Annotated in this window: 23 protein-coding genes, 1 pseudogene and 1 riboswitch; of the genes and pseudogenes, 16 read left to right on the forward strand and 8 right to left on the reverse strand. The window is 60.8% G+C overall.

What is annotated here, in order from left to right; all coding sequences use genetic code 11:
- On the forward strand, nt 1-1,026 hold the full coding sequence (locus FFM53_RS14910; protein ID WP_138389514.1) for a Gfo/Idh/MocA family protein: 1,026 nt from the start codon (nt 1-3) through the stop codon (nt 1,024-1,026).
- Between the two features lie 30 nt (nt 1,027-1,056).
- The gene (locus tag FFM53_RS14915; protein WP_017962371.1) at nt 1,057-1,728 is read left to right on the forward strand and encodes a GntR family transcriptional regulator; all 672 of its coding nucleotides are present in this window, start codon (nt 1,057-1,059) and stop codon (nt 1,726-1,728) included.
- A gap of 56 nt (nt 1,729-1,784) precedes the next feature.
- Here FFM53_RS14915 and FFM53_RS14920 read toward each other — a convergent pair whose 3' ends face one another.
- Nucleotides 1,785-3,413, reverse strand: coding sequence for a GH39 family glycosyl hydrolase (locus FFM53_RS14920; RefSeq protein WP_138389515.1), 1,629 nt, complete (start codon nt 3,411-3,413; stop codon nt 1,785-1,787).
- 351 nt (nt 3,414-3,764) lie between these two features.
- On the opposite strand from FFM53_RS14920, the gene FFM53_RS14925 reads away from it, so the two are divergent.
- The 13 genes from FFM53_RS14925 to FFM53_RS14985 all read left to right on the forward strand — a co-directional run bounded on the left by FFM53_RS14925 (nt 3,765) and on the right by FFM53_RS14985 (nt 17,688).
- Complete coding sequence (locus tag FFM53_RS14925) at nt 3,765-5,666, forward strand: ABC transporter substrate-binding protein (RefSeq protein WP_138389516.1); 1,902 nt, start codon at nt 3,765-3,767, stop codon at nt 5,664-5,666.
- A 67-nt stretch (nt 5,667-5,733) separates the two neighbouring features.
- Nucleotides 5,734-6,738, forward strand: coding sequence for an ABC transporter permease (locus FFM53_RS14930; protein WP_003543481.1), 1,005 nt, complete (start codon nt 5,734-5,736; stop codon nt 6,736-6,738).
- A gap of 6 nt (nt 6,739-6,744) precedes the next feature.
- Nucleotides 6,745-7,602: an ABC transporter permease gene (locus tag FFM53_RS14935; protein WP_138389581.1), complete on the forward strand. Its 858-nt coding sequence runs from the start codon at nt 6,745-6,747 to the stop codon at nt 7,600-7,602.
- Nucleotides 7,603-7,606: 4 nt separating this feature from the next.
- Nucleotides 7,607-8,641, forward strand: a complete 1,035-nt coding sequence (locus tag FFM53_RS14940) for an ABC transporter ATP-binding protein (RefSeq protein ID WP_138389517.1) — start codon at nt 7,607-7,609, stop codon at nt 8,639-8,641.
- Complete coding sequence (locus FFM53_RS14945; RefSeq protein WP_138389518.1) at nt 8,638-9,525, forward strand: ABC transporter ATP-binding protein; 888 nt, start codon at nt 8,638-8,640, stop codon at nt 9,523-9,525. Before FFM53_RS14940 ends, FFM53_RS14945 begins: the two co-directional genes overlap by 4 nt.
- A 106-nt stretch (nt 9,526-9,631) precedes the next feature.
- On the forward strand, nt 9,632-11,848 hold the full coding sequence (locus tag FFM53_RS14950; protein WP_138389519.1) for a primosomal protein N': 2,217 nt from the start codon (nt 9,632-9,634) through the stop codon (nt 11,846-11,848).
- Between the two features lie 80 nt (nt 11,849-11,928).
- Nucleotides 11,929-12,318 carry an AGROH133_08824 family phage infection protein gene (locus tag FFM53_RS14955; RefSeq protein WP_138389520.1) on the forward strand — a complete coding sequence of 130 codons (390 nt, stop codon included), beginning with the start codon at nt 11,929-11,931 and terminating at the stop codon, nt 12,316-12,318.
- 255 nt (nt 12,319-12,573) lie between these two features.
- Nucleotides 12,574-13,140: a F0F1 ATP synthase subunit delta gene (locus FFM53_RS14960; protein WP_012759251.1), complete on the forward strand. Its 567-nt coding sequence runs from the start codon at nt 12,574-12,576 to the stop codon at nt 13,138-13,140.
- Nucleotides 13,140-14,669 carry a F0F1 ATP synthase subunit alpha gene (gene atpA, locus FFM53_RS14965; protein ID WP_012759250.1) on the forward strand — a complete coding sequence of 510 codons (1,530 nt, stop codon included), beginning with the start codon at nt 13,140-13,142 and terminating at the stop codon, nt 14,667-14,669. Before FFM53_RS14960 ends, atpA begins: the two co-directional genes overlap by 1 nt.
- Nucleotides 14,670-14,697: 28 nt before the next feature.
- Nucleotides 14,698-15,582, forward strand: coding sequence for a F0F1 ATP synthase subunit gamma (locus FFM53_RS14970; RefSeq protein ID WP_097618016.1), 885 nt, complete (start codon nt 14,698-14,700; stop codon nt 15,580-15,582).
- A gap of 23 nt (nt 15,583-15,605) precedes the next feature.
- A complete protein-coding gene (gene atpD / locus FFM53_RS14975) occupies nt 15,606-17,042 on the forward strand; it encodes a F0F1 ATP synthase subunit beta (RefSeq protein ID WP_017995355.1) in 1,437 nt (478 codons plus the stop codon).
- Nucleotides 17,042-17,281, forward strand: coding sequence for a hypothetical protein (locus FFM53_RS14980; protein ID WP_003543462.1), 240 nt, complete (start codon nt 17,042-17,044; stop codon nt 17,279-17,281). The genes atpD and FFM53_RS14980 overlap by 1 nt, the downstream gene beginning before the upstream one ends.
- Entirely contained in the window at nt 17,281-17,688 is a 408-nt protein-coding gene (locus FFM53_RS14985) for a F0F1 ATP synthase subunit epsilon (protein WP_012759246.1), read from the forward strand. Before FFM53_RS14980 ends, FFM53_RS14985 begins: the two co-directional genes overlap by 1 nt.
- Before the next feature lie 211 nt (nt 17,689-17,899).
- Here FFM53_RS14985 and FFM53_RS14990 read toward each other — a convergent pair whose 3' ends face one another.
- The 7 genes and pseudogenes from FFM53_RS14990 to FFM53_RS36915 form a co-directional block, all read right to left on the reverse strand.
- Nucleotides 17,900-18,637: a sugar transferase gene (locus tag FFM53_RS14990; RefSeq protein ID WP_138331749.1), complete on the reverse strand. Its 738-nt coding sequence runs from the start codon at nt 18,635-18,637 to the stop codon at nt 17,900-17,902.
- A 167-nt stretch (nt 18,638-18,804) separates the two neighbouring features.
- Nucleotides 18,805-20,025: an acyltransferase family protein gene (locus FFM53_RS14995; RefSeq protein WP_138389521.1), complete on the reverse strand. Its 1,221-nt coding sequence runs from the start codon at nt 20,023-20,025 to the stop codon at nt 18,805-18,807.
- A 182-nt stretch (nt 20,026-20,207) separates the two neighbouring features.
- Nucleotides 20,208-21,218 (reverse strand): ABC transporter substrate-binding protein, encoded by a 1,011-nt coding sequence (locus tag FFM53_RS15000; RefSeq protein WP_138331747.1) that lies wholly within the window; start codon nt 21,216-21,218, stop codon nt 20,208-20,210.
- A gap of 68 nt (nt 21,219-21,286) precedes the next feature.
- Complete coding sequence (locus FFM53_RS15005) at nt 21,287-22,099, reverse strand: ABC transporter ATP-binding protein (RefSeq protein ID WP_138331746.1); 813 nt, start codon at nt 22,097-22,099, stop codon at nt 21,287-21,289.
- The gene (locus FFM53_RS15010) at nt 22,096-22,902 is read right to left on the reverse strand and encodes an ABC transporter permease (protein WP_138331745.1); all 807 of its coding nucleotides are present in this window, start codon (nt 22,900-22,902) and stop codon (nt 22,096-22,098) included. The genes FFM53_RS15005 and FFM53_RS15010 overlap by 4 nt, the downstream gene beginning before the upstream one ends.
- Before the next feature lie 90 nt (nt 22,903-22,992).
- Entirely contained in the window at nt 22,993-23,625 is a 633-nt protein-coding gene (locus FFM53_RS15015) for a YkoF family thiamine/hydroxymethylpyrimidine-binding protein (protein WP_138389522.1), read from the reverse strand.
- Nucleotides 23,616-23,729: riboswitch (TPP riboswitch) on the reverse strand. It overlaps the preceding gene by 10 nt.
- 244 nt (nt 23,730-23,973) lie before the next feature.
- Nucleotides 23,974-24,063, reverse strand: a pseudogene (locus tag FFM53_RS36915) (FMN reductase); the annotation flags it as partial.
- 109 nt (nt 24,064-24,172) lie between these two features.
- Between FFM53_RS36915 and soxR the strand changes: the two are divergent.
- Nucleotides 24,173-24,637 (forward strand): redox-sensitive transcriptional activator SoxR, encoded by a 465-nt coding sequence (gene soxR, locus FFM53_RS15020; protein WP_017962353.1) that lies wholly within the window; start codon nt 24,173-24,175, stop codon nt 24,635-24,637.
- Nucleotides 24,638-24,719 lie beyond the last annotated feature (82 nt).

Here is a 24,719-nt window from a genome sequence, read left to right on the forward strand (position 1 = left end):
ATGATGGGAACGGAACGACGGCGTATCGGCATTGTCGGTGCCGGCTGGGTCAGTGCCTACCATCTGCCTGCATGGATGCGGCAATCGGAAAGAGCCGAGGTCGTGGCGATTGCCGACCCGTCGCCAAGCGCCATCGAAGCCCGGCTTGCCGCCTTCGATATCGCGCGCAACTATACGAGCGTGCAGGCGATGCTGGATGCCGAGCAGCTCGATGCCGTTGATATCTGCGCGCCGCGGGAATTCCATGTCGAACTGGTCCGGCTGGCGGCGGCAAAAGGGCTCAACATCATCTGCCAGAAGCCGCTCGCACCCTCCTACGGCGAGGCGGTCGACCTGCTGGCAAGCCTTTCCGGCAGGGGCAGGCTGATGATCCACGAGAACTGGCGGTTTCGCGCCTATTATCGACGGCTGAAGGCGTGGCTCGACGAGGGACTCGCCGGCGAGATCCGCCATGTGCAGTTCGAATTCCTGTCCAGCGGCATGATCGCGGATTCGGAGGGAAGAAGGCCGGCGCTGATACGCCAGCCGTTCTTCCGGACGCAGGAGCGGCTGCTGGTCATGGAGGTCATGATCCATCATCTCGATACGCTGAGATATCTTCTGGGCGAGATGGAGGTGGTCAGCGCGCGGCTTGAGAGGAGCAATCGCGATATCGTCGCGGAGGATGTCGCAAGCGTCGTCCTGCGCCGGCTTAGCGACGGCGTTCTCGTCACCATCAATGCCAATCTCGCCGTGCATGGCGCGCCGCCGGCGCCGCGCGATCACCTCCGCATCTTCGGGGCGCGCGGCACGCTCGAACTTAACGGCAATCTGCTCTCGGCCGAGGGTGCGCAGCAGCGCCGGGAAAGCTTCGATCCTGACGAGACCTACCAGGGCGCCTATGACGCGACCATTGCGCATTTCCTTGACAGCCTCGATGGAAAGGTCGCGATGGAGACATCGCCGGGCGATAACATCAAGACGCTTGCGCTTGTCGAGGATATCTATCGCCTGAGCCGGTTCGACCCGGGACGCAATCCACTGTAACATGGCCCGCCGCCGTCAGAGGAGATGACATTGCAGACGCTCAACGAAAGCCGCGAAGACGGCATCGAGCATGATGATCTAAGTATTGCCCGCGCGCTGGAGGAAGACATTATTTTCGGGCGGCTTGCGCCCGGAACCCGCCTGACCGAAGACACGCTCCTTGCCCGCTTTCATGTCACGCGCCATTTCGCCCGGCAGGCGATCGTGCAACTCGAGACGATGGGCATCGTCGTTCGGGAGCGCAACAAGGGGGCGACAGTCCGTTCGCTGACTGCTCGCCAGGTTCAGGAAATCTACGATGTGCGTGAGTTGCTGCAACGGCAGGCGGCGCTGTGGATAAAGCTGCCGGCACCCGAGGCATTGATCGAGGAACTGCTGGCGCTGCACGAGGAGCATGGCCGGCACATCGAATCCGGCTATCTCAGGGGAGTGCACGAGGCCAATGACAAGTTCCACCTGACGCTCTTCGGCGCCTGCGGCAATGCCCATCTGGTGCAATCGATCGAGCTCTATATGCGGCTCAGCCTGCCGGTTCGCGCCAATTCAATGTCGAGCAAGGAGTCGCTGCGCATCTCGCATGAGCACCACCGGCTGATGATCGAGATGCTGCGTGGTGGGGATAACTGGGTTCTGGCCCAGCTCTGCGTCGACCATTTGCAGCCGAGCAAGAAACGTTATCTTGCCTATGTCAGCGAGAATTGACCGGGTCGTTTGAAAGGGAGCGCAAACTTTCGATTGCGCTCCCTTCGCCTACCGGCTCACCAATCGAGGCGCAGGAGAGACACGCCTTGACGCGGTAGGGAGACCTTGAGGGCGATCTTGCCGTCATCAACCTTGACCGACGTCTCACCGTCGATCTCGGCGAGCTTTCCCGAGGCTTCCAGTCTGGCATAGTCTTCGCCGGCCGGATTCTGCGGCTTGCCCATCGCTTTCCAGACGCCGAAGGCGTTGGAATGCTCCTCGTCCATCCTGAAATGCTTGAGCGAGGCGGACTTGTCGCCCCAGCCGTCGAGATTGACCGTGATATTGGCGGACGGCCCGGCTTCATCATCGTCGTGGTAGTGCCAGACGAGAATGGAAACACCCTTGTCGTCGCGGGTTGCCACGACGTTGACATCGGGCTTGCCGCGAACGCCATGGCTCATGATATCTTCGATGTCGCGGCGATAATCGCTTTCCGATTCCAGCCATTCGCCGCCGAGTTTGCCGAGCATGCGGAAGCCGTTGAGAACAGCCTTGTCGACGCCGTTAGTAGCAAGATCGCGGAAGCCGTCGAAATAGGGCTGGTCGTCGAAGAGAAAGGCCCAGGTCACCGCGCCTTCGATGTGGATGTTGGCGCGTCTTGCAAGCTCATAAGTGCGGATCATGCTCTCGACGACATAGACGCCGTAGAGCGGGCCGTTGCGATAGCCGTTCTGGGGATGAACGCGTGCGGAGCAGGCTGCACAGCCTTCCGGATCGGATTCGCCGATCACCACGGGCAGGTGCCGGAGTTCCGGAAACTCATTGATGATGGCAAGGTTCGTCTCGATGTCGCGGAGCTGCTTGTGCAGGCCCATCCGCACATGACCCTCGTAGATCACAGGATTGCCCTTGGCGTGGAAGGCGAGGAAATCGATCGGCGACTTGTTGTCGACCACGTGCTTGAGGAAGGCGCGCAGAAAGGTCTGGGCTTTTTCGTTGGCAAAGGCGCCGCAGGTGTGCGGCCCGCCGACGCGGGCATTCGGAAGCGCGCGTTTCAAGGCCTTGGCGCTGACGTCATACATTTCGCAGAACTGCGGGATGGTGCCGGTCCAGTAGTGACCGTCCGGCTCGTTCCAGACTTCCCACGGCCAGCTTGAAACGACGTCCTTGCCATATCTTTCGGCCAGATGGCGCGCCCATGCTTCGATCAGGTCGCCCCATTTCTTCAGGTCGTTTGGCGGGGCCGTCCAGCCGGTGGTGATCGTTGCGTATTTGTCGGCCGGCTCCCATTGGTGGCGATAGGGACCGTCGAAATCGGAGAGCGCTTCGGGCGTGAAGCCGATCTGGATGAGCGGAATGTTGCCGGCTTCGACATAGGTGTCGAAGATCTTGTCGATGACCGTCCAATCATAGACCGGATTGCCGTTCGCATCCTCGGTATAGGCATTGGTCGAACCCCATTTGAGGGCAGGCAGGCCATCGCCGCTGGTCAGAAGATTGTGCGCGCGGATGCGGGGTGGCTCGGGGCTGAGTTCTGTCAGTTCCTTGAGCAGCTTCCTGCCATGCGGGGAGTAAGTGTAGTTCGGCTCGTCGTATCCGAACCAGTTCCACAAGGGTTCGTATTTGCCGGTCGGCCGGTTGGCGTGAACGGAGATTGTCACGTCATAGGGGCTGCTCATCCTGGTGTCCTCTTGAACGGTCATGCCAAAGCCTCCTCCCGAAAGCAGGCGACCTGTCTGGTGATGAAGTGCGGCCTCTTGGGAGGGGCGCCGCGCTCGCCGCAAAAGCTAAGCGAAATGCTCACTTTGTCAATAATATAAAAAAGCAGATCGTCGCCACGCGGCAAAAACACCTGAAAATGCGCTATTTTTTATGGCCGGCAAAATTATCAGTTGCCGTTTCTCAAAAAATTGTCGATAACTATGGCGTGAGTTCGCCCACCGCCGAGGAGTGCATGTGTCCCTGCGGCATGTGCAGGCAGGGTTCGCTGGACGCTATCGTCAATTGATTACGGGAAGCGCTCGCCGTGGCGAGTTGAGGAGGAGGAACATCCGATGAAGTTCCGTAAATATGCAGCCATTGCCTTATTGTCTCTCATGGCCCTTCCGGCATCTGCGCAGGATTTCATTGCCGGCATACCGCGCAACGAAACGCTGATCATTCAGGGCACGCCGCAGCAGAATGCCGACTGGTTCAACGTCTGGGCTCCGGGCGGCGGGGCGGCGGCAAACCTCAACGGCCTGCAGCAGCTGACCACCGATACGCTGTGGTTCATCAATCCCGAGGGCGGCAAGGATGCCTGGCAGAATGCGCTGGCCAGCGAACCGCCGAGCTACAATGCCGATTTCACCGAGATGACGGTGAAATTGCGCAAGGGCATCTTCTGGAGCGACGGCGTCGAATTCACCAGCGACGACGTGGTCTATACCGTGCAGACGCAGATCGACCATCCCGGCATGGCCTGGAGCGCGCCCTTCACCGTCAATGTCGCGAGCATGGAAAATCCGGATCCGCAGACCGTCGTCTTTCATCTGAAAAAGCCGAACTCGCGCTTCCACACGCTTTTCACGGTGCGCTGGAATGCCGCCTGGATCATGCCGAAGCACGTCTTCGAGAAGGCCGCAGATCCGCTGTCGTTCAATAATAATCCGCCGGTTTCGCTCGGGCCCTACCAGCTGCAGAGCTATGACAAGGGCGGCAACTGGACGATCTGGAAGCTGCGTGACGACTGGCAGCGCACGTCGATCGGCCTGGCTGCGGCACAACCGCCCGAGGTCAAATACGTCGTCTATCGGGCCGCCGGCAATCCAGAAGCGCGCGTCATCGAACAGCGCAACCACAATCTCGACGTCATCAACGACATGGCGCCCGAGGGCATGTTCTCGATCATGCGCGACAGCAAGAGCACGGCCTCCTGGCTAAAGGGCTTTCCTTTCGCGCATCCGGACCCGACGCTGCCTTCCGTTCTCTTCAATACGAAGAAGGCGCCCTTCGACAACAAGGACGTGCGCTGGGCTCTCGCGTTGCTGATCGATATCCGCGAAGTGGCGCTCGGTTCCTACCGAGGCGCGGCCAATATCGCCGCCCTTGCCACGCCGCCGACGGGTTCTGCCCCCGACGATTATTACGCACCGATGCAGGACTGGCTGACGAATTTCGAGCTCGACACCGGGTCTCGCAAGATCAAGCCCTACGATCCGAACATCTCGGCGCAGATCGCCAATATGGTGCGTAGTCAATGGGCCGATCAGATCCCGACCGATCCGGCCAAGCTGCAGCGCACATTCGGCTTCGGCTGGTGGAAGAAGGACGTTCAGGCTGCAACCGAGCTGCTGCAGAAGGCAGGCTTCAAGAAAAGCGGCCGCCAGTGGGTGAAGCCTGACGGCACGCCCTTTACGATCCGGCTGCAGGTGGAAGGCGATGCCATCCCGACGCTTGCCCGCGCCGGCACGGTGATCGCCCAGCAATGGACGCAAGCCGGCATCGCCACCAAGGTCGATGTCGCCGGCCCGACCAATGGCCAACGCCTCGGCACCGGCGATTTCGAGACCGCCATCTACTGGAGCATCGAGACTTGGGGCGGTCATCCCGACCTCTCCTTCTTCCTCGACAGCTATCATTCGGAGTTCATCAAGCCGGTCGGGCAGATCCAGCCGCCGCGCAATCTTCAACGCTGGCAGGATCCGCGTCTCGACCAGCTGATCGAGAAGAACCGATCGATCGCCTTCGATTCGCCGGATGTCGCCAAGCTCGGCCAGGACTTCCTGAAGCTTGCCGTCGAGGAAATGCCGATGATCCCGCTGATGGCCTACAACAAGTTCGCGCCGCTCGATACGACCTATTGGACCAACTATCCGAGCGCGGACAACCCCTATTCGGCCTCGGGTCCGAACTGGTCGAACATCCGCTACATGGTGGTCGGGCTGAAGGCCAATCCGGATGCGCCGAAGCCTTGATCGAGGCACAACAAAGGAAACAGCCGGCCGCCGGCTGTTTCCTTTCTGCTATTGAAGGGTCGATGTCATGAACGGCTTTCTGATCTATGCGGCAAAACGCTTTCTGCAATTTCTCTTCGTGGTCTTCACCGGCATCACGCTGGCCTTCCTGATCGCGCATTTTTCGCCGGTCGATCCGATCGAGCAGACCGTATCGCTGTTGACGAGCTTCGGCTCCACCGATCCACAGGCCGTCGAAATCCTTCGCGAATCGCTGCGCGAGCTCTACGGTACCGGCGGACCGCTGCTGGAGCAGTATTTCACCTTCTGGGGCCGCGTCCTGACCGGCGATTTCGGCCCGTCGCTTTCCTCTTTCCCGACCCCCGTGATGACCGTTATCGGCCGTGCACTGCCCTGGACCGTCGGGCTTCTGACGCTTGCAACGATCATTTCCTGGATCATCGGGAATTTTCTCGGCGCGCTTGCCGGCTATTTCCGCAGCAGCAAGCTGCTGAAGGTTGCCGGCATCGTCATCATGGCGCTGCAGCCGATCCCGACCTACATCATCGGTCTCAGCCTGGTGATCCTCTTCGGTTTCATCTGGCCGATCCTGCCAATCAGCGACGGCGCCCAGGTCAATCTCGCGCCGGCCTTCAACTGGGCCTTCATCAGCTCGGTGATCGAACACGGCATCCTGCCGGCCCTGACCCTCGTGCTCGTCGGCATCGGCGGCTGGTTCATCTCGATGCGCTCGCTGGTTTCCAACATCGTCACCGACGACCACGTCGTCTATGCCGAACTTGGCGGCGTGCGCTCGCGCAGCATCTTTTCGCAATATGTGGCGCGCAACGCCATGCTGCCGCAAGTCACCGGCCTGGCACTCAGTCTCGGCAACGTCTTCGGCGGCGCCGTCATCGTCGAATTCGTCTTCAATTATCCGGGGATCGGCAAGCTTCTGATCTCCGGCATCTATTCCGGCGACTACAGCCTCGTGCTCGGTGTCACCACCATCGCCATCATCGCGGTTGCCGCCGCGGTCTTCGTGATCGACATCATCTATCCGCTGATCGATCCGCGCGTGAAACTGGGGTAATCCGTGATGTTCAAAGTCCTCAGAGACCTGCTGCGCTACAACAAGGAGTTCCTGCTCGGAACCGTCCTGATCTCTATCATCCTGGCGCTGATCGTGGCGTCGTTCTTCTCGCCCTATGACGAGAATGCCATCTATGTCGTCGCGCCCGACATGCCGCCTTCGGCCGAATTCTGGCTCGGCACCACCTCGCGCGGCCAGGAGGTTTTCTGGCAGATCGCCGCCTCGATGCGCAACACGCTGTTCTTCGGCATCATCGTCGCCTTCGTCAGCCGCATCATCGCCATCGCCGTCGGGCTGATCTCCGGCTATATCGGTGGGCGAACCGACCAGATCATCATGGCGGTCAACGATACGCTCGGCGCACTGCCGAACATTCCGATCCTGCTGCTTCTGGTCTTCGTGCTCCGCGACCAGATGACGTGGTTCATGCTGGCGATCACCGCAGCATTGCTCGGATGGACGCACGACAGCCGCCTGATCCGTTCCGTCGCCCTGTCTCTGCGTCAGCGGGAATTCACCCGGCACGCGGTCTTCTCGGGCATGCGCACACCGCAGATCCTCATCCGCGAACACCTGCCCTATGTCATGCCGATCGTCTTCTTCACGACGATGAACAACATGATCTGGGCGATCGGTCTCGAGGTGACGCTCTCGGTGCTCGGATTTTCCGACATCAACCGGCCGACGATCGGCGGCATGATCTACTGGGCCAATGCGCATTCCGCGATGGTATCGGGCATATGGTGGTGGGTCGCCTTTCCGATGCTCTTCGTCGTCATCCTGTTCCTCGGCCTGTTCATGCTGGCCATGTCGGTCAACGAATATATCGACCCGCGTTCGCGGCTCGCCCGCATGGGAGCTTGAGGAGATGCAGAACCTGATGAGGACGCAGCCTTTGACCCTTGCTGAAAACGCCATGGACGCACTGACGATCGACGGGCTGAAATGCTATTACGTCAACGATTATTTCGGTGTGCGGCGGGAAATCCGCGCAGTCGACGATATCAGCCTGACCATCCGCAAGAACGAGATCTACGGCATTGCCGGCGAATCCTCGAGCGGCAAGACATCGTTGATCAAGACGCTGGCCGGCGCCATCCGCCCGCCGATGCGCGTCGTCGGCGGGACGGTGAAATTCAATTTTGCCGACGGGCCGATCGATGTCTATGGCGAACCGGCGAAGATGAAGGCGGCACGCTGGCGTCACCTTTCCTACATTATGCAGGGCTCGATGAACGTGCTGAACCCGGTCAGAAGGGTCAAACACGCCTTCACCGATTTCGCCTCCCGCCATATGAACCTCGATCCCGCCGCCTTCCGCGCGCGCGTCGAGGCGCATCTTGCCAGGCTGCATCTCGATCCTCATGTGCTCGAGGCCTTTCCGCATCAGCTTTCAGGCGGCATGCGCCAGCGCCTGACCATTGCTCTCGCCACTGTCTGCGAGCCGGAATTCATCATCGCCGACGAGCCGACGACGGCGCTCGACGTGCTCGTGCAGCAGGACGTGTTGGCGCTGATCAAGGAAGTGCAGGCCCGCTTGCAGTCCTCGGTCATCTTCGTGACCCACGACATGTCCGTGCATGCCGCCATCACCGACCGGTTGGCCATCATGTATGCGGGACGGCTGGCGGAGGAGGGGCCGACGCAGGCGATCTTCGACAATCCCCAGCATCCCTATACCGTTCACCTGATCGGCAGCCTGCCACGCATCGGTGATGTCTCGACGCGAAAGAGCCTTAAGGGCAAGCCGCCGGCACTTTCGGATCCGCCTTCGGGATGCCGTTTCCATCCGCGCTGTCCGATCGCGATCGACAAATGCGCACGTGAAGTGCCGGCCATGCTGCCGAGCGCGACGGGAGGGCGGGTCGCATGCTTCCGTGCCGGGGAGTACCAGATCCAATGAGCAGCAATCTCCTCGAACTCGACCATGTGACCAAGCTCTTTCCGATCGGCGGTTTCTTCTCGCGCGAAAAGATGAAGGCGGTCGACGATGTCAGCTTCGCGCTCAGCGCCGACAAGCCCGAGATATTCACGATCGTCGGCGAATCCGGCTCCGGAAAATCGACGCTGGCGAAGATGATCCTCGGCAGCGAAAAGGCCGATCGGGGCAGTATTCATTTCGACGGCACGGATGTGAAGGCGGTCCGGTCCCGCAGGGATCGCGAGGCTTTCATGGCCAAGGTCCAGCCGGTCTTCCAAAATCCGTTCGAGGCCTTCAATCCGCTGACCCGGATCGACGAGTATCTGCTGGCCACCGCCCATCGCTTCAAAGGAGCAAATAGCCGCGCCGAGAAAGAGGCGCTTGCCGACTTTGCCCTCCAACGCGTCGGCCTGTCGATGGCGGAGATAAAGGGCCGCTTCTCGCACGAGCTTTCAGGCGGCCAATTGCAGCGCATCGCGGTCGCCCGTGCGCTGATACCCGAGCCGAAGCTGATCGTGGCGGACGAGCCGGTCTCGATGGTCGACGCATCGCTTCGCATGTCGATCGTCAATCTCTTCCGCGATCTGCGTGATGCTCTCAACGTCTCGATCGTCTACATCACCCATGACCTTGCGACGGCCTATTACATTTCCGACCGTGTGGTGATCATGCGCAAGGGCGTGGTGGTGGAAAGCGGCGATGCCAGGGACGTGCTGGAAAATCCGAAACACGCCTATTCGATCGCCTTGAAGAACGCGGTCCTGCCGCCCAATCCGCGTGAGGCATCGGCGATCCTGCGCCTGCGGCAGCGCGCTGCCGAGACAAATGAAGCCACTTCCGGCAGTGGCGACCGCCTTGCCAGGTGAAGCGCAGTTTCTGAGCTTCACGGTTTAAATCGTCGCGACGACCCGGAACGCGTCGCTCCGTCTTTGCGGTTCCAATTCCATCGATTTGCGGGCATGGTCTCGCGCGATGAGCACAGATTCGTCCGATCTCTTTGGCGCGCTTTTCGAGGCACCGCCCGCGAACCGAACGGTTCCCGTGCTGGTGCCGATGCCGGCGCCGAAACCCTATTCCTATTCGGTGCCGGATGGCATGGCGGTCGAGCCCGGTTCGGTCGTGCAGGTGCCGCTTGGCCCGCGGCAGGTGATCGGCGTCGTCTGGGACGGCGGCGAAGACGGCGTCGATCCGAAGAAGCTTCGGCCGATCAGCCATGTCTTCGACTGCCCGCCGCTTTCCAGGGAGATGCGGGACTTCATCGATTGGGTGGCGACCTATACGCTCTCGCCGCCCGGCCTCGTCGCGCGCATGGCGCTCCGGGCGCCGAACGCCTTCGAGCCGGAACCGATGGTGGAGGGGCTGAAGCTCGTCGGCGGCGAACCGGAGCGGATGACGCCGGCGCGCGCCCGGGTGCTCGATACGGCCTCCGACGGCTTTTCCTGGACACGCAGCGGCCTTGCGCATGCGGCGGGTGTCTCGACGAGTGTCGTAGACGGGCTGATCACGCTCGGCATCTTCGAGACTGTATTCCTGCCGCCGCCGCCGGTTGTCGCGATGCCGGATCCGGATTTTGCCGCAGCACGTCTCGAAGGGCCGCAGAAGCAGGCGGCCGAAGAGATCGTTTCCGATGTCCGCAAGGGCGAATTTTCGGTGTCGCTGATCGACGGGGTAACCGGCTCCGGCAAGACGGAGGTCTATTTCGAGGCGATTGCCGAGACGCTGAAACGCGGCAAGCAGGTGCTGATCCTGCTGCCGGAGATCGCGCTGACGGCCAGTTTCATGGAGCGTTTCCAGGACCGCTTCGGGGCAAAGCCGGCCGAATGGCATTCCGATCTTGCGCCGCGCATGCGCGAAAAGGTCTGGCGCCAGGCGGTGACCGGCGAAGTGCGGGTGGTGGCCGGCGCTCGCTCGGCGCTCTTCCTGCCCTTCGAGGATCTCGGCCTGATCATCGTCGACGAGGAACACGATCCCGCCTACAAGCAGGAGGATCGCGTGTTCTACAATGCTCGCGACATGGCCGTCGTGCGCGGCCGCATCGGTGATTTTTCCGTTATTCTGGTGTCGGCGACGCCGTCGGTCGAAAGCCAGGTCAACGGCCAGAGCGGACGCTACAGCACCGTCCACCTGCCGACGCGTTTCGGCGATGCGGCGATGCCGGACCTGCATCTGGTCGATATGCGCAGGCATGCGCCGGAGCGGGGCGGCTTCCTGTCGCCTGTGCTGATCCGGGCGATCGGCAAGACGGTGGAGAAGCGCGAACAGGCGCTGCTGTTTCTCAACCGGCGCGGTTATGCGCCGCTGACGCTCTGCCGGGTCTGCGGCCACCGGTTCCAATGCCCGCAATGTTCGAGCTGGCTGGTGGAGCATCGTTTCCGCAAGCAGCTGCAATGCCATCAATGCGGCCATGCCGAGCGCACGCCGGAGGCATGCCCGGAATGCGGCACGCTCGACCATCTCGTCGCCTGCGGGCCAGGCGTCGAGCGCATCGCCGAGGAGGTGGAACGGCATTTCCCGGAGGCGCGAACGATCGTTCTCTCTTCCGATATCATGGGCGGGGTGAAGCGGCTGCGGCTGGAGCTGGAAGCGATCGCCAAGGGCGAGGCCGATATCGTTATCGGCACCCAGCTTGTGGCAAAGGGCCACAATTTTCCGCTGATGACGCTGGTCGGCATCGTCGATGCCGATCTCGGCCTTGCCAATGGCGACCCGCGCGCGGCCGAGCGCACCTTCCAGCTTTTGTCGCAGGTGACCGGCCGGGCCGGGCGCACCGGCCTCAAGAGCCATGGGCTGCTGCAGACCTACCAGCCGCAGCATCCTGTCATGCAGGCAATTGTCTCCGGCGATTCCGACGCCTTCTACGAGCGCGAGATCACCGAACGCGAACGCGCCCTATTGCCGCCCTTCGGCAGGCTGGCGTCGATCATCGTTTCTGCCGAAACCCGCCACGACGCCGAAAACCATGCGCGCGGCATGCGCAACGCCGCACCGCAGGTGTCAGGCATCTCGGTGCTCGGTCCGGCCGAAGCGCCGCTTGCGCTGGTGCGCGGCCGCCATCGCTTCCGTCTTTTGGTGCATGGGCGGCGGAACTCGGACATGCAGGGGTTCCTGCGGGCGATGCTGTCGCAATCGCCCAAGGAGCGCGGATCGGTGCAGGTGCAACTGGATATCGATCCGCAGAGTTTTCTCTAAATCAAGTGAAGTCGCCATTTCCTCCTTTTTCGGCCCATGCCATAAAACACTGATTCATCCAGGTGATTTGGGGCTGATGCATGGAGTTTTACTTTCCGACCGAGCTTGGCGAGCAGCTTGCCTTTTGCTCCGCGGCTTTCACGGCGCTTGCCGGCTTCATCATGATGTTCGCGCCGGGCCATACTTTCCGTCTTCTCGGTTTGCAGGCGCAGGAGGGGCGGCCGGAAGGATATGGAGAGGGACGCTCGATGGGTGGTTTCTATCTCGGCTTCGGCCTGTCGGCGATCATGCTCGCCCAGACCACGATCTATATGGCGCTCGGCGCCTCCTTCGCGATGGCGGCCTTTGCCCGGATCGTCTCGATCCTGTCCGATAAGGGGAGTAATCTCGTCAACTATTTACTCCTGGTTGTGCAGATCGCTTTGGCCGCGCTACCGCTGCTCTACGTTTTCGGCTTCATCCAGACGTGACTCTCGCTGCCGGCAGACGGCTTGTTCGGCCTGCTTTCAGGCCATTGCGCGATTTTGCAGACAGAAATTCATGCGAAAGGCGTATTCGGGCATTACGCGTGTTGCGAGTCCGAACATCCTATGTTAGACGGACCCCGAATTTCGGAAGAAGCAAGAGGCTTCTCTTGTGATTTCTGGGGGAAATCAAAACGAATTCAAGATCATAGGTTCGGCGCCCGCCGAGAGCCGGATTTTGGGTTGAAATCAGGGAAATTTGTGCCAGTGGCAGACACGTCCCAGCTTACTTCTGGTGTTGCCGAACGCTATGCCTCGTCGCTTTTCGAACTGGCGCTCGAGCAGGGCGCCGTCGACAGCGTCACCGCCGATCTTGATCATTTCCAGGCGATGCTGGATGAGAGCGCCGATCTGAAGCGCTTTGTCGCAAGCCCGGTTTTTTCCGCTGAAGACCAGCTGAAGGCGATCGTCGCCATTAGCGAGAAGGCCGGTATCAGCGGTTTCTTCGCCAATTTCCTGAAGGTCGTGGCGCGCAACCGCCGCCTGTTCGCCCTGCCGGGCATGATCAAGGCCTTCCGCATCATCGCCGCGAACCATCGCGGTGAAATCTCCGCCGAGGTCACCTCGGCGCATGCGCTTTCGCAAGCGCAGGAAACCGAATTGAAGGTGGCACTCAAGAGCGTTACCGGCAAAGACGTGACGATTGCCGTCACGGTTGATCCGTCAATTCTTGGTGGTCTGATCGTGAAGGTCGGGTCCCGTCAGATTGATACGTCTCTTCGTACCAAACTCTCTACCCTTAAGCTCGCATTGAAAGAGGTTGGCTGATGGATATCCGCGCCGCGGAAATTTCCGCAATTCTCAAAGACCAGATTAAAAATTTCGGCAAAGAGGCAGAAGTCTCGGAAGTCGGCCAGGTTCTCTCCGTCGGTGACGGTATCGCTCGTGTCTACGGTCTGGACAATGTCCAGGCCGGTGAAATGGTCGAGTTCCCGGGCGGCATCCGCGGCATGGCTCTGAACCTCGAATCCGACAATGTCGGCGTCGTCATCTTCGGCTCCGACCGCGACATCAAGGAAGGCGACACCGTCAAGCGGACCGGCGCCATCGTTGACGTTCCGGTTGGTCCGGAACTGCTTGGCCGCGTCGTCGACGCGCTCGGCAATCCGATCGACGGCAAGGGCCCGATCAACGCGACGCGCCGTTCGCGCGTCGACGTCAAGGCTCCCGGCATCATTCCGCGCAAGTCGGTCCATGAGCCGATGTCGACCGGCCTCAAGGCCATCGACGCGCTGATCCCGGTCGGCCGCGGCCAGCGCGAGCTGGTCATCGGCGACCGCCAGACCGGCAAGACCGCGATCCTTCTCGATGCCTTCCTCAACCAGAAGGCCATTCACGACAACGGTCCGGAAGGCGAAAAGCTTTACTGCGTCTACGTCGCCGTCGGCCAGAAGCGTTCAACCGTCGCCCAGTTCGTCAAGGTGCTCGAAGAGCGCGGCGCACTGAAGTATTCGATCATCGTTGCCGCCACCGCTTCCGATCCGGCGCCGATGCAGTTCCTGGCACCGTTTGCCGGCTGCGCCATGGGCGAATATTTCCGTGACAACGGCATGCATGCGCTGATCGGTTACGACGACCTGTCCAAGCAGGCCGTCTCCTACCGCCAGATGTCGCTGCTGCTGCGCCGCCCGCCGGGCCGCGAAGCCTATCCGGGCGACGTTTTCTACTTGCACTCGCGCCTGCTCGAGCGCGCTGCGAAGATGAACGACGACAAGGGTGCCGGTTCGCTGACCGCTCTGCCGGTCATCGAAACGCAGGGCAACGACGTGTCGGCCTTCATCCCGACCAACGTGATCTCGATCACCGACGGCCAGATCTTCCTTGAAACCGATCTGTTCTACCAGGGTATCCGCCCGGCCGTGAACGTCGGTCTGTCGGTTTCCCGCGTCGGTTCGTCGGCGCAGATCAAGGCGATGAAGCAGGTTGCCGGCTCGATCAAGGGCGAACTTGCCCAGTATCGCGAAATGGCCGCCTTCGCTCAGTTCGGTTCGGACCTCGACGCTGCGACGCAGCGCCTGCTGAACCGTGGTGCACGCTTGACCGAACTCCTGAAGCAGCCGCAGTTCTCGCCGCTGAAGACGGAAGAGCAGGTCGCCGTGATCTTTGCAGGCGTCAACGGCTATCTCGACAAGCTGCCGGTCGCTTCTGTCGGCAAGTTCGAGCAGGGCTTCCTCTCCTATCTGCGTTCGGAAGGCTCCGCCATCCTCGACGCGATCCGCACGGAAAAGGCAATCAGCGACGATACCAAGGGCAAGCTCAACGCTGCTCTCGATAGCTTCGCAAAGTCTTTCTCGTAATCAGGCCCTAAGTTAGGACGGATCACGGATGCCTTCACTTAAGGATCTGAAAAACCGGATCGCCTCCGTCAAGGCGACGCAGAAGATCACCAAGGCGATGAAAATGGTCGCCGCGGCGAAGCTTCGGCGTGCGCAGGAGGCGGCCGAGGCCGCCCGGCCTTATTCGCAGCGCATGGGTGCGGTTCTGGCGAACATCGCCAAGGCCGTCACCGATGCCGACGGCGCCCCGACGCTGATGACCGGCACCGGCCAGGACAAGGTCCATCTGCTGGTGGTCTGCACGGCCGAACGTGGTCTTTGCGGCGGTTTCAACTCGCAGATCGCACGCTTTGCACGCGAACATGTCCGCAAGCTGCTTGCCGAAGGCAAGACGGTGAAGATCTTCACCGTCGGCAAGAAGGGGCACGACATCCTTCGCCGCGAATTTGCGTCGCTGATCATCGAGCGCAAGGAATTGCGCGACGTCAAGCGCGTCGGCTTCGAGAATGCGGACCAGATCGGCAAGCGCATCATCGAGATGTATGCTGCCGGCGAGTTCGACGTCTGCACGCTGTTCTATTCCGAGTTCAAGTCGGTGATCAGCCAGATTCCGACGGCGCAGCAGCTCATCCCGGCTTCAACGGGAGCTGTGCAGGCCGAAGATGCTGCACATGCAGGCGCCGTCTACGAATACGAGCCGGATCCGGCATCGATCCTCGAAGATCTGATCCCGCGCAACATCTCCGTCCAGATCTTTCGCGCGCTCCTTGAGAACGTCGCGGGCGAGATGGGCGCAAAGATGAGCGCTATGGACAATGCGACGCGTAATGCCGGTGAGATGATCAACAAGCTGACGCTGAGCTACAACCGCCAGCGTCAGGCGCAGATCACCAAGGAACTCATTGAAATCATTTCGGGCGCGGAAGCGCTCTGAGGCTAGGAAAAGAGGGTCAGAAAATGGCTGAGGCAGCTACCCCCAAGATCGGCTCTGTCGGCAGAGTCACCCAGGTTATCGGCGCCGTCGTCGACGTTGCATTCGAAGGCGAACTGCCGAAGATCCTGAACGCGCTGGAAACCAGCAACAACGGCAACCGCCTGGTTCTCGAAGTTGCGCAGCACCTTGGCGAAAACGTCGTCCGTACCATCGCGATGGACTCGAGCGAAGGTCTCGTTCGCGGCCAGGAAGTCGCCGATACCGGCGCTCCGATCATGGTTCCGGTCGGCAACGAGACGCTCGGCCGCATCATGAACGTCATCGGTGAGCCGGTCGACGAAGCCGGTCCGCTGGTCACCGCTCACAAGCGCTCCATCCACCAAGAGGCGCCGTCCTATGTCGAGCAGTCGACGGAATCGCAGATTCTGGTGACCGGCATCAAGGTCGTCGATCTTCTGGCTCCCTATGCGCGCGGCGGCAAGATCGGCCTCTTCGGCGGCGCCGGCGTCGGCAAGACCGTTCTGATCATGGAATTGATCAACAACGTCGCCAAGGCGCATGGTGGTTATTCGGTTTTCGCAGGCGTCGGTGAACGCACCCGCGAAGGCAACGACCTCTACCATGAAATGATCGAATCGAACGTCAACAAGCATGGCGGCGGCGAGGGCTCGAAGGCGGCGCTGGTTTACGGTCAGATGAACGAACCGCCGGGCGCCCGCGCCCGCGTTGCTCTGACCGGCCTGACGGTCGCCGAACACTTCCGCGACCAGGGCCAGGACGTTCTGTTCTTCGTCGACAACATCTTCCGCTTCACGCAGGCAGGTTCCGAAGTGTCGGCTCTGCTCGGCCGCATCCCGTCGGCCGTCGGCTATCAACCGACGCTCGCAACCGACATGGGCCAGATGCAGGAGCGCATCACCACGACGACGACCGGCTCGATCACCTCGGTTCAGGCCATCTACGTTCCGGCCGACGACTTGACCGACCCGGCGCCGGCAACCTCGTTCGCTCACCTTGACGCAACGACGGTTCTGTCGCGCTCGATCGCTGAAAAGGGCATCTACCCGGCGGTCGATCCGCTCGACTCCACGTCGCGCATGCTCGATCCGCTGGTCGTCGGTGAAGAACATTACGACGTCGCCCGTAAGGTCCAGTCGACGCTGCAGCGCTACAAGGCCCTGCAGGACATCATCGCGATCCTTGGCATGGACGAACTGTCCGAAGAGGACAAGATTGCTGTCGCCCGCGCCCGCAAGATAGAGCGCTTCCTGTCGCAGCCGTTCTTCGTCGCCGAAGTCTTCACCGGCTCGCCGGGCAAGCTGGTTGCTCTCGAAGACACGATCAAGGGCTTCAAGGGCCTCGTCAACGGCGAATACGATCACCTGCCGGAAGCTGCCTTCTACATGGTCGGCTCGATGGAAGAAGCGGTCGAAAAGGCCAAGAAGCTCGCAGCTGCTTAATGAGCGATGCGCTAGACGAGATATTCTGCTGCGACTCCCTGAAAGGGGTCGTGGCGGATCTTCCGGAACCGGCAGCGCCGACCGTCTATCGCGCCGATAATGGCGTGCTGATGATGGTGGTGGGGCTGGTCCAGAGCGAGGAAGGTCTCGGTTATCTCGACCAAGCGATAATGCACTGCCCGTTCTGCGGGACTAAATTGCAAGATGCGAAAGCCATAGCCGAGAAGGTAAGTCACTGATGGCTGACAATTTCAACTTTGAGCTCGTTTCGCCGGAGCGTCTGCTGCTGTCGGAGATGGTGACCGAGGTCGTCATCCCCGCGACTGAAGGCGAGATGACGGTCATGGCAAACCATGCGCCGACGATGACGACGATCAAGCCGGGTGTCGTGAGCGTGCGTTCTGCCTCCGGCAAGAAGCAGGACTACGTCGTGTTCGGCGGTTTTGCCGATATCCTGCCGACCGGCTGCACATTGCTCGCCGAATCCGCAGTTCCGGTCGAGGAACTCCACAAGGACGAACTGACGCGCCGCATCGAGGCCGCCCGTAAGGAACTCGAACATGCCGAGCTGCACGAGCACAAGTCGAAGCTCGAACACTTCATCATGGAACTGACGCACCTGCGCGGCGTCGTTCAACAGGATTGATTACAATCGGTAAGATCCATGAAAAGCGGCCGCGATGGCCGCTTTTTTGTTTCTGCCTTTATCTGTCGATGTACGGAAAACAGCGCTATCGGCCGAGTTGAAATTAAGACGCGGCCGCAGCAATTCAAAGGGCTAATGCGACCTTTGCGCGTCTGAAAAGACGCGTGACGCTGCAGGGGTCGCCTACCTCTGGCAGTGATGCCGGATCGTCTCAGAAACCGGTGCCGCCGCGCAGCTCGATGACGACCGTCTTGAACAGGATCTTCACGTCGAGCAGCAGGCTGAAATTCCTGACATAATAGATATCGCAGGCGATGCGAGCGCGGGCTGCCAGCGGCCGCGCCGTCGGGCCGCGCCAGCCGCGCGTCTGCGCAAGGCCGGTGATGCCGGGGCGCATGATGTGGCGGTGGTGGTAGTCCGGCACCAATTCCTCGTAGAGCCGGCCGGCTGCCCGCATATTGATGGCGTGGCAGCGCGGGCCGACCAACGACATCTCACCCCTGAGAACGTTGAAAAGCTGCGGCAGCTCGTCGATATTGGTCTTGCGCAGCAGCGCGCCGACGCCTGTCACCCGGCTGTCGCCCTTGACGGTCTGTTGAATGCCGCTGGGATCGCAAGCTTCTGCGCGCATCGACCGGAACTTGAAGACCGTGATCTTCCGGCCGTTCAGCCCCCAGCGGATCTGCCGGAAAAACACCGGACCGCCATCGTCGAGTTTGATGAAAAGAGCGATTGCCAGAAAAAGCGGCGCCAGCACGATGAGGGCGCTGAGTGAGGCGACGATGTCGATCAACCGCTTCACGCTGAGCCGCACAGCCATCTTTCTTTCGATAAGGGAAAAGCTATCCGGCTGGCGAACGTTGGAGTTCGCTATAACCAGGGTCTTGGTTTTGTCCTGACGCTGAGACGGATCGAAGCGTGGATTCGTCTTCGAAGTAAAAGCATTCATTACGCAAGGTCCACAAGTTTAGATGCGATACTGAACAACATGGAGACAAATACATGGTCACGTATCGTTTGTCATCGGTATAAATAAGAATTTGATAACCCTAAAGATGCCAAAAATGGGAGTATTCCGCGTTAACCTTAACGCCTGTAGTTGCGCTTACGGGAAATTTATACTTTGAAAGGAGTAGCCCGATTGGGTTGACGAGATGTCAGCCGGTTGCCGAAATCGATCGCCGGTTTTTCCAGCAGGAAGTAGCTGAGGGTTGCGACCAGAAGGATGAGCGCTGCCGCCAATCCGCAAGACTGCAGCCAGCCGGTAACGACATTTTCCGAGGAAACGCCGAACGAACCCGGGTCGAGCCTCTGGATCAATATCAGAATGATCTCCTGCCAAATATAGATGCCGAAGGAGATCTTTGCGATATAGCGGACAGGAGCGTTGTCGAGCAGCCTGCCCAGGTGTTGCGAATGGCTGAGCGAAACGAGCGCCGTTGCGACCGCCAGCGGAAAGACCGGAAAACCGTAGGGGATTTCGAGCCAGCCGTAAGCTTCGGCAGAGCCGCCGGGTGATATGACGAGGCGGTAGGCGGCAATGGCGAGGCCGAGGAGCGCTGCGGCATCGAACCAGGAGGAGCGCCTTCTTGGCAGCATGACCTCGACGCCGGCGGCAAGCGCGCCGAGCGCGAAGACGGCGAAGAAGCCGATCGGGTTATATCTCGGCATCCATTCCTTCGCCCCGCCCTGCAGGCCGTACTGCCAGCCGCGTTCGATGTCGTCGAGCGGAAAGAGGGTCAGGATCAGCACATGGGCGAGGAGTACGCCCGTGATGACACAAAGCCAAGCGAAGCGGGTAAGCAATGGGCGCTGCCTGAGGAATGGCAAACGAAACAGCAGGAGAAAGCAGACCGGCAGGAGCACATAGCTGGTGACCTCGAAGGGAATGGACCAGAGCGGCCCGTCGGCTTCGACAGGAAACAAGGTGCGCCAATGCCACTGGCTCATGAACAGCAGCCCGGAGACGTAGCGGAGCACAAGCTCAGGCGTCAGCGGCAGGGCAAGCAGCGTCAGGCTGAGGGCGAAGCCGGTGGTGGCGGCGAACCAGAAGCCCGGAGCGATGCGCGCCATCCTGCGGATCGTATAATGCCGCAGGCTCGGCATGTCGCTGCCCGCGTCGAGCGCGCGCCAGAAGGGATGGGCAAGAAGGAAGCCGCTGAGGACGAAGAAGACGGCGACGCCGAAATTGCCGAAGCGGAGGATGTTTGCGGTCGGTCCGAGTTCATCAGGGATTCTGCGCATATCCAGCCGCAGCGCGAAGTGGTGGGCGAGCACCAGCAGACAGGCCGTCGCGCGCAGAAAGTCCGCTCCGGCCAGTCTCTCTTGTAGTCGCATCCTGCCTCCCCACCTTGCCCAGAGCATGATGCCGAAAAGTGTGAGTGGTTTCCGGACGACATCATGCTCTACTTCTTTGATTTAGATACGGATTCGGACCTTAAGCCGATCCGGCCTAAGATCTGAATCCGTATCTAGGATTTTGCAGCGGAAAGCCGCGACGGGCAAGGCAGGCGTTGGGCTCAGTCGAGAAGTTCGTTGGTATAATAGGTGGAAAAGTCCGGCTTCTCCTTGAGTGCGGCGCCATTCGCATCGACCAGAATACCGTTCTCCATCAGGAAGCTGCCGAGGGCCTCGGCTTTTGCCGGGTCGAGCTTACCGATCACACCGGCTTCGGATTTCAGGAAGTGCCCCTCGATCAATGCCTTCTGAGAAGCCTTTACCAGTTCCGTATTCATCAGTGCGCCGTTGCTTCCAGAGATCAGCAGGTCGCAGGCTTCGTCGGGATGGTCGACGGAGTAGGTATAACCCTTTCGTGTCGCCTGGATGAAGGCGCGGGCGTGTTCCCGGCTTGCGGAGAGATAGGCGTCGCTGGAGACGATGACCGTCGTCTGCTCGTCGGGAATGCCATAATCGGAATAGTGGAAGCGGCCGATCTTCCGGTTTTCCAGTTCGGCAGCGATGCCTTCCCAGGTGTAGATCTCCAGCGTGAAATCGATCGAGCCATTGTCCAGCGCCTCGTAAGCGGAGGTGCCGAGGGTGACGGTCTTGACGTCGCCTTTGCCGCCGTCATTGCGGATCATCGCGGAGATCAGCGCGCTCTCCCAGGTGCCGCCAAAGCCGCCATAGGTCTTGCCGTCGAGGTCTTTCGGGCTCTTGATGTCGTCGCGTCCGCCCTTGAAGATCAGGCGTGCGGTTTCCGTCTGGACGACGCCGTAGACCATCTTCACGTCACCGCCGCCAGCGCGCTGCGTCAGGGTCTCGATCTCGCTGCTGATGCCGAAATCGGCAACGCCGTTCGACACCAGCGTTCCGGCGCTGGTATCGGTGAAGGGAAGAATCTCGACATCGAGCCCGGCATCGGCATAAAAGCCCTTCGCCTTGGCGACATAGATGCCGATATGGTTGGTGTTGGGCGTCCAGTCGAGCGCGATGCGAACCTTTGCGGGCGCCGATTGGGCGAAGGCGGGGTGGCCGGCGAGGCTTGCCGCGATGGCGGCGAAGATCGTCTGGCGACGGGTGAGAAGCAGCATGGTGACCTCCTCAGGTCTCTAGAGCATGATGCCGAAAAGTGTGAGCGGTTTTCGGACGACATCATGCTCTAACTCTTTAACTTAGAACAGGATTCAGATTTTAGGCCGACCGGTCTAAAATCATCCTGTTCTAGCGGATGAAGCAGGGTTTGCAGGATTTCGGTTTCGATCGCCTGGGCCGCCGGCGAGCCGAGATCGGCAATGCTTCTCGGACGGGGCAGGGGAACGCGGAATTCGCGGATAATACGCGCCGGACGGGCCGAGAGCACGTAGATCCGGTCGGAAAGGAACACGGCCTCGCGAACATCATGGGTGATCAGCAGCGCCGTCCAACGGTGTTCGGTCCACATGCCCTGCAGCCATTCCTGGATCTGCGTGCGCGTCAGCGCGTCGAGGGCGCCGAAAGGCTCGTCGAGCAGCAACATGTCCTGGGTCTGGACGACGGTGCGCAGCAGCGCGGCGCGCTGGCGCATGCCGCCTGACAGTTCGGAGGGATAGTGATGCTCGAAGCCTGCGAGGCCGAAGCGCTCGAACAGAGGCGCGACGGCGGCGCGGGCCGCGCGGCGGCTCATGCCGCGCACCTCGAGACCGAGTGCGGCATTGTCGATGATCCGGCGCCAGGGCATCAGCGCATCGCGCTGCGGCATGAAGGCGAAGGAATGCGGCGCCTGTTCCAGCGGCGCGCCCTTGAAAAGCATGGTGCCGGAATCGGGCCGAAGCGCCTGTGTCAGCAATCTCAGTACCGTCGATTTTCCGGAGCCGGATGGGCCGACGATCGAAACGAACTCGCCGCTTTCGACAGCGAGTGAAATATCGCCCAGCACCTTCATGCCGTCGAATGACTTCGAGATGTTGTGCAGTTCAACCATTGCATCGCTCATCGGCGCAGCTCCCCGGATTGTTGCCAGGGCATGACGAGGCGCTGGATCAATAGCGTCGCTCCGAAGAGGCAGAGTGTCAGCACGGCGCTGACGACGACGGCGGCGAGCACGAGATCGGGGCGGAAGTTGTTCTTGGCGTTGAGGATATAGATCCCGAGGCCGCGGGCGGCACCGGCATATTCGGCAAAGATCGCGCCGACGACGGCATAGGTGATCGAGATCCGCAGGCCGGCGAAGAAATAGGGCAGCGAGGAGGGAAGCCGTGCCAGGCGGAAAATACGCCAGCGGCTCGCCTTCATCGAATTCAGCAATTCGGCGATGTCGCGATCGGTCGATTCATAGCCCTGCAGCAAGGCGACGAGCAGCGGGAAGAAGGTGACGAGCGCCACCAGCAGGATCTTCGGCAACAGGCCGAAGCCGAACCAGAGGACGACGAGGGGGGCGATCGCCACCAGCGGCAGGGTCTGGCTGGCGATGAAGATCGGCAGCAATGCCCGGCGCATGAAAGGCACGAAATCCATGAGGATCGAGGCGGCGAAGGCGAAGGCAAGCGACAGGGCGAAACCACCGAGTGTCGCGCCGAGCGTCGGCCAGGTGTTTGATATCAGTGACTCGCGGTTCAGCCAGCCCTGGATGACGATGCGCGAAGGTGCCGGCAGGATGGACGGTTTGATGCCGGATAGATCGACATAGAGTTCCCATGCCGCCAAGAAGGCGCAGCCGGCGAGCAAGGCGGGTATGCCCCGGTAGAGAGCGGAGCGGAGCGCGGCAAGTCGCGAATCCGATGGTTTTGACGGTGTCATCAGCGTTCGATTTCAAGCTTTCGTCGGGCACCGCATAATTCCTTAAATCGGAATCGATTTAAGGATAAAATTATGCAGCAATTTAAAGTGTTACAGCGTCCTTTGCGCGTCTGAAAAGACGCGCGGCGCTGTATTGGCCGACACCGTGATGTCGAGGGTCACATGCCCTTCGGGTTCGCCGAAGCGAAAGAAGGCCTCACGAATGGTGGTGAAGACCGCGCCGGCATCGCCAGAGAGCCTGGTGCAGAAATTCTTGGCACGGTCGAAGGTGCCGGAGCGCTTCAGGAAGTCGATGCAGCCATAGATCTCGTCCATATGGGTACCAGTTCCCATGACGTAGAGCGAGAATTGCGCAGCGGTCGGCTGTCCGGTTTCGGCGGTGATGTCAACGGCGGCAAGTGCGGCTGTTATGCGCTCGGCAAGCGGCTCCGCCTGGCCGAGGGAGGGGTTGATGCCGCAGATGGCGTCGTCGGGTTCGCCGGGGCAGCCGCGTGAAACGGCAGCGGACAGCACGCAATGCTCGCCGGTCTTTGCGGCGGCGATGAAAAGATCGTGCATGGCGGCGAAGAGAATGTCAGGCGGGCCGACCAGCAGTGTGGAGATGTCATCGGTCTCGATGCGCAGCCGGTCGCGATAGGGATCTAGCGCCTTGACGGCATCGAGAATGATGCCGACGAAATTGCCGGACATCGGATAGAGTGACACTTGTGCGCCTGAGAACATCTGAACCTCGCTCCGCTGGCATTACCCAGATCAGCTTTGAAGGGTCCAGAGGCTTGCGCCTCACATCTCAGCCCCGGCAATACGGAGCTCCCCTGTTATTTGCGCGGAAACTATCACCGGGGGTTTCTCCCCGCAACCGCAAAATTGCGAACCCGTCCGTGCGGTCGGAATGAGCCTGATGTGACGGGAAACACCCGGACGGAGGTCCTGTCCGGGTGTTCCCAACGGTTCCGTACCTGCCGGGAACGGAACCGGAGCTTCCTGCCTCAGGCGGCTAGCGCATAACCCCGAAAATCGGAATCGGTTTTCGGAAAGGATTATGCGTAGATTCAAAGTGATAGAGCGTCTTTAGCGCGTCTGAAAAGACGCGCGGCACTCTATGTCGGCATAGGGACGATTGCTGCGGGCGGTAACAAGCGCCCGTATCCACCATTCCAGCCCTCGCCATCATCTGGTGTTTGCATGCGTCGCTCCTTGTTGCGATTGAACTTTACGATTGCGGGAGCAAGGGTTATAAAACCTCAACTATTCTTGAGGTCAAGAGGTGATGGATACAATTCCGGCAGCGCCGCTCGGCAAGCTCCTGACGGTTGGCGAAGTGGCGGAGCGCAGCGGCCTCGCCGTCTCGGCGCTGCATTTTTACGAGACCAAGGGGCTGATCTCGAGCATCCGCTCCCGCGGCAATCAGCGGCGCTATGGGCGCGATGTGCTTCGCCGGCTCGGGATCATCAAGGTGGCGCAGCGTGTCGGCATTCCGCTTTCGGAAATCCAGGCGGCGTTCGAGTCCTTGCCGCAAGGACGCACGCCGACCGTCGCCGACTGGCAGACGCTGTCGGCGCTGTGGAAGGATGATCTCGACGCGCGAATCAGGCGGCTTAGCCTGCTGCGCGACCGGCTGACCGGCTGCATCGGCTGCGGCTGCCTGTCGATCGAAAGCTGTCCGTTGCGCAACCCCTGCGACCGGCTCGGCAAGGAAGGGCCGGGCGCGCGGCTTCTGGAGACCGAAAACTAACCCCTGTTTTCACCGGGAAAGATCGATACGCGCCTTTCTTTCAGTCGGCGCGCTCATATGTTAATGGCGAATGACACAACCG

This window comes from Rhizobium indicum (assembly GCF_005862305.2).
Classification (GTDB): domain Bacteria; phylum Pseudomonadota; class Alphaproteobacteria; order Rhizobiales; family Rhizobiaceae; genus Rhizobium; species Rhizobium indicum.

Bases quoted from the DNA above. Each gene is read 5' to 3' on its own strand.
- FFM53_RS14910 (WP_138389514.1), top strand. From the start codon at position 1: ATGATGGGAACGGAACGACGGCGTATCGGCATTGTCGGTGCCGGCTGG.
- FFM53_RS14920 (WP_138389515.1), bottom strand. From the start codon at position 3,413: ATGACCGTTCAAGAGGACACCAGGATGAGCAGCCCCTATGACGTGACA.
- FFM53_RS14925 (WP_138389516.1), top strand. From the start codon at position 3,765: ATGAAGTTCCGTAAATATGCAGCCATTGCCTTATTGTCTCTCATGGCC.
- FFM53_RS14930 (WP_003543481.1), top strand. From the start codon at position 5,734: ATGAACGGCTTTCTGATCTATGCGGCAAAACGCTTTCTGCAATTTCTC.
- FFM53_RS14935 (WP_138389581.1), top strand. From the start codon at position 6,745: ATGTTCAAAGTCCTCAGAGACCTGCTGCGCTACAACAAGGAGTTCCTG.
- FFM53_RS14940 (WP_138389517.1), top strand. From the start codon at position 7,607: ATGCAGAACCTGATGAGGACGCAGCCTTTGACCCTTGCTGAAAACGCC.
- FFM53_RS14945 (WP_138389518.1), top strand. From the start codon at position 8,638: ATGAGCAGCAATCTCCTCGAACTCGACCATGTGACCAAGCTCTTTCCG.
- FFM53_RS14950 (WP_138389519.1), top strand. From the start codon at position 9,632: ATGAGCACAGATTCGTCCGATCTCTTTGGCGCGCTTTTCGAGGCACCG.
- FFM53_RS14955 (WP_138389520.1), top strand. From the start codon at position 11,929: ATGGAGTTTTACTTTCCGACCGAGCTTGGCGAGCAGCTTGCCTTTTGC.
- atpA (WP_012759250.1), top strand. From the start codon at position 13,140: ATGGATATCCGCGCCGCGGAAATTTCCGCAATTCTCAAAGACCAGATT.
- FFM53_RS14970 (WP_097618016.1), top strand. From the start codon at position 14,698: ATGCCTTCACTTAAGGATCTGAAAAACCGGATCGCCTCCGTCAAGGCG.
- atpD (WP_017995355.1), top strand. From the start codon at position 15,606: ATGGCTGAGGCAGCTACCCCCAAGATCGGCTCTGTCGGCAGAGTCACC.
- FFM53_RS14980 (WP_003543462.1), top strand. From the start codon at position 17,042: ATGAGCGATGCGCTAGACGAGATATTCTGCTGCGACTCCCTGAAAGGG.
- FFM53_RS14985 (WP_012759246.1), top strand. From the start codon at position 17,281: ATGGCTGACAATTTCAACTTTGAGCTCGTTTCGCCGGAGCGTCTGCTG.
- FFM53_RS14990 (WP_138331749.1), bottom strand. From the start codon at position 18,637: ATGAATGCTTTTACTTCGAAGACGAATCCACGCTTCGATCCGTCTCAG.
- FFM53_RS14995 (WP_138389521.1), bottom strand. From the start codon at position 20,025: ATGCGACTACAAGAGAGACTGGCCGGAGCGGACTTTCTGCGCGCGACG.
- FFM53_RS15000 (WP_138331747.1), bottom strand. From the start codon at position 21,218: ATGCTGCTTCTCACCCGTCGCCAGACGATCTTCGCCGCCATCGCGGCA.
- FFM53_RS15005 (WP_138331746.1), bottom strand. From the start codon at position 22,099: ATGAGCGATGCAATGGTTGAACTGCACAACATCTCGAAGTCATTCGAC.
- FFM53_RS15010 (WP_138331745.1), bottom strand. From the start codon at position 22,902: ATGACACCGTCAAAACCATCGGATTCGCGACTTGCCGCGCTCCGCTCC.
- FFM53_RS15015 (WP_138389522.1), bottom strand. From the start codon at position 23,625: ATGTTCTCAGGCGCACAAGTGTCACTCTATCCGATGTCCGGCAATTTC.
- soxR (WP_017962353.1), top strand. From the start codon at position 24,173: ATGGATACAATTCCGGCAGCGCCGCTCGGCAAGCTCCTGACGGTTGGC.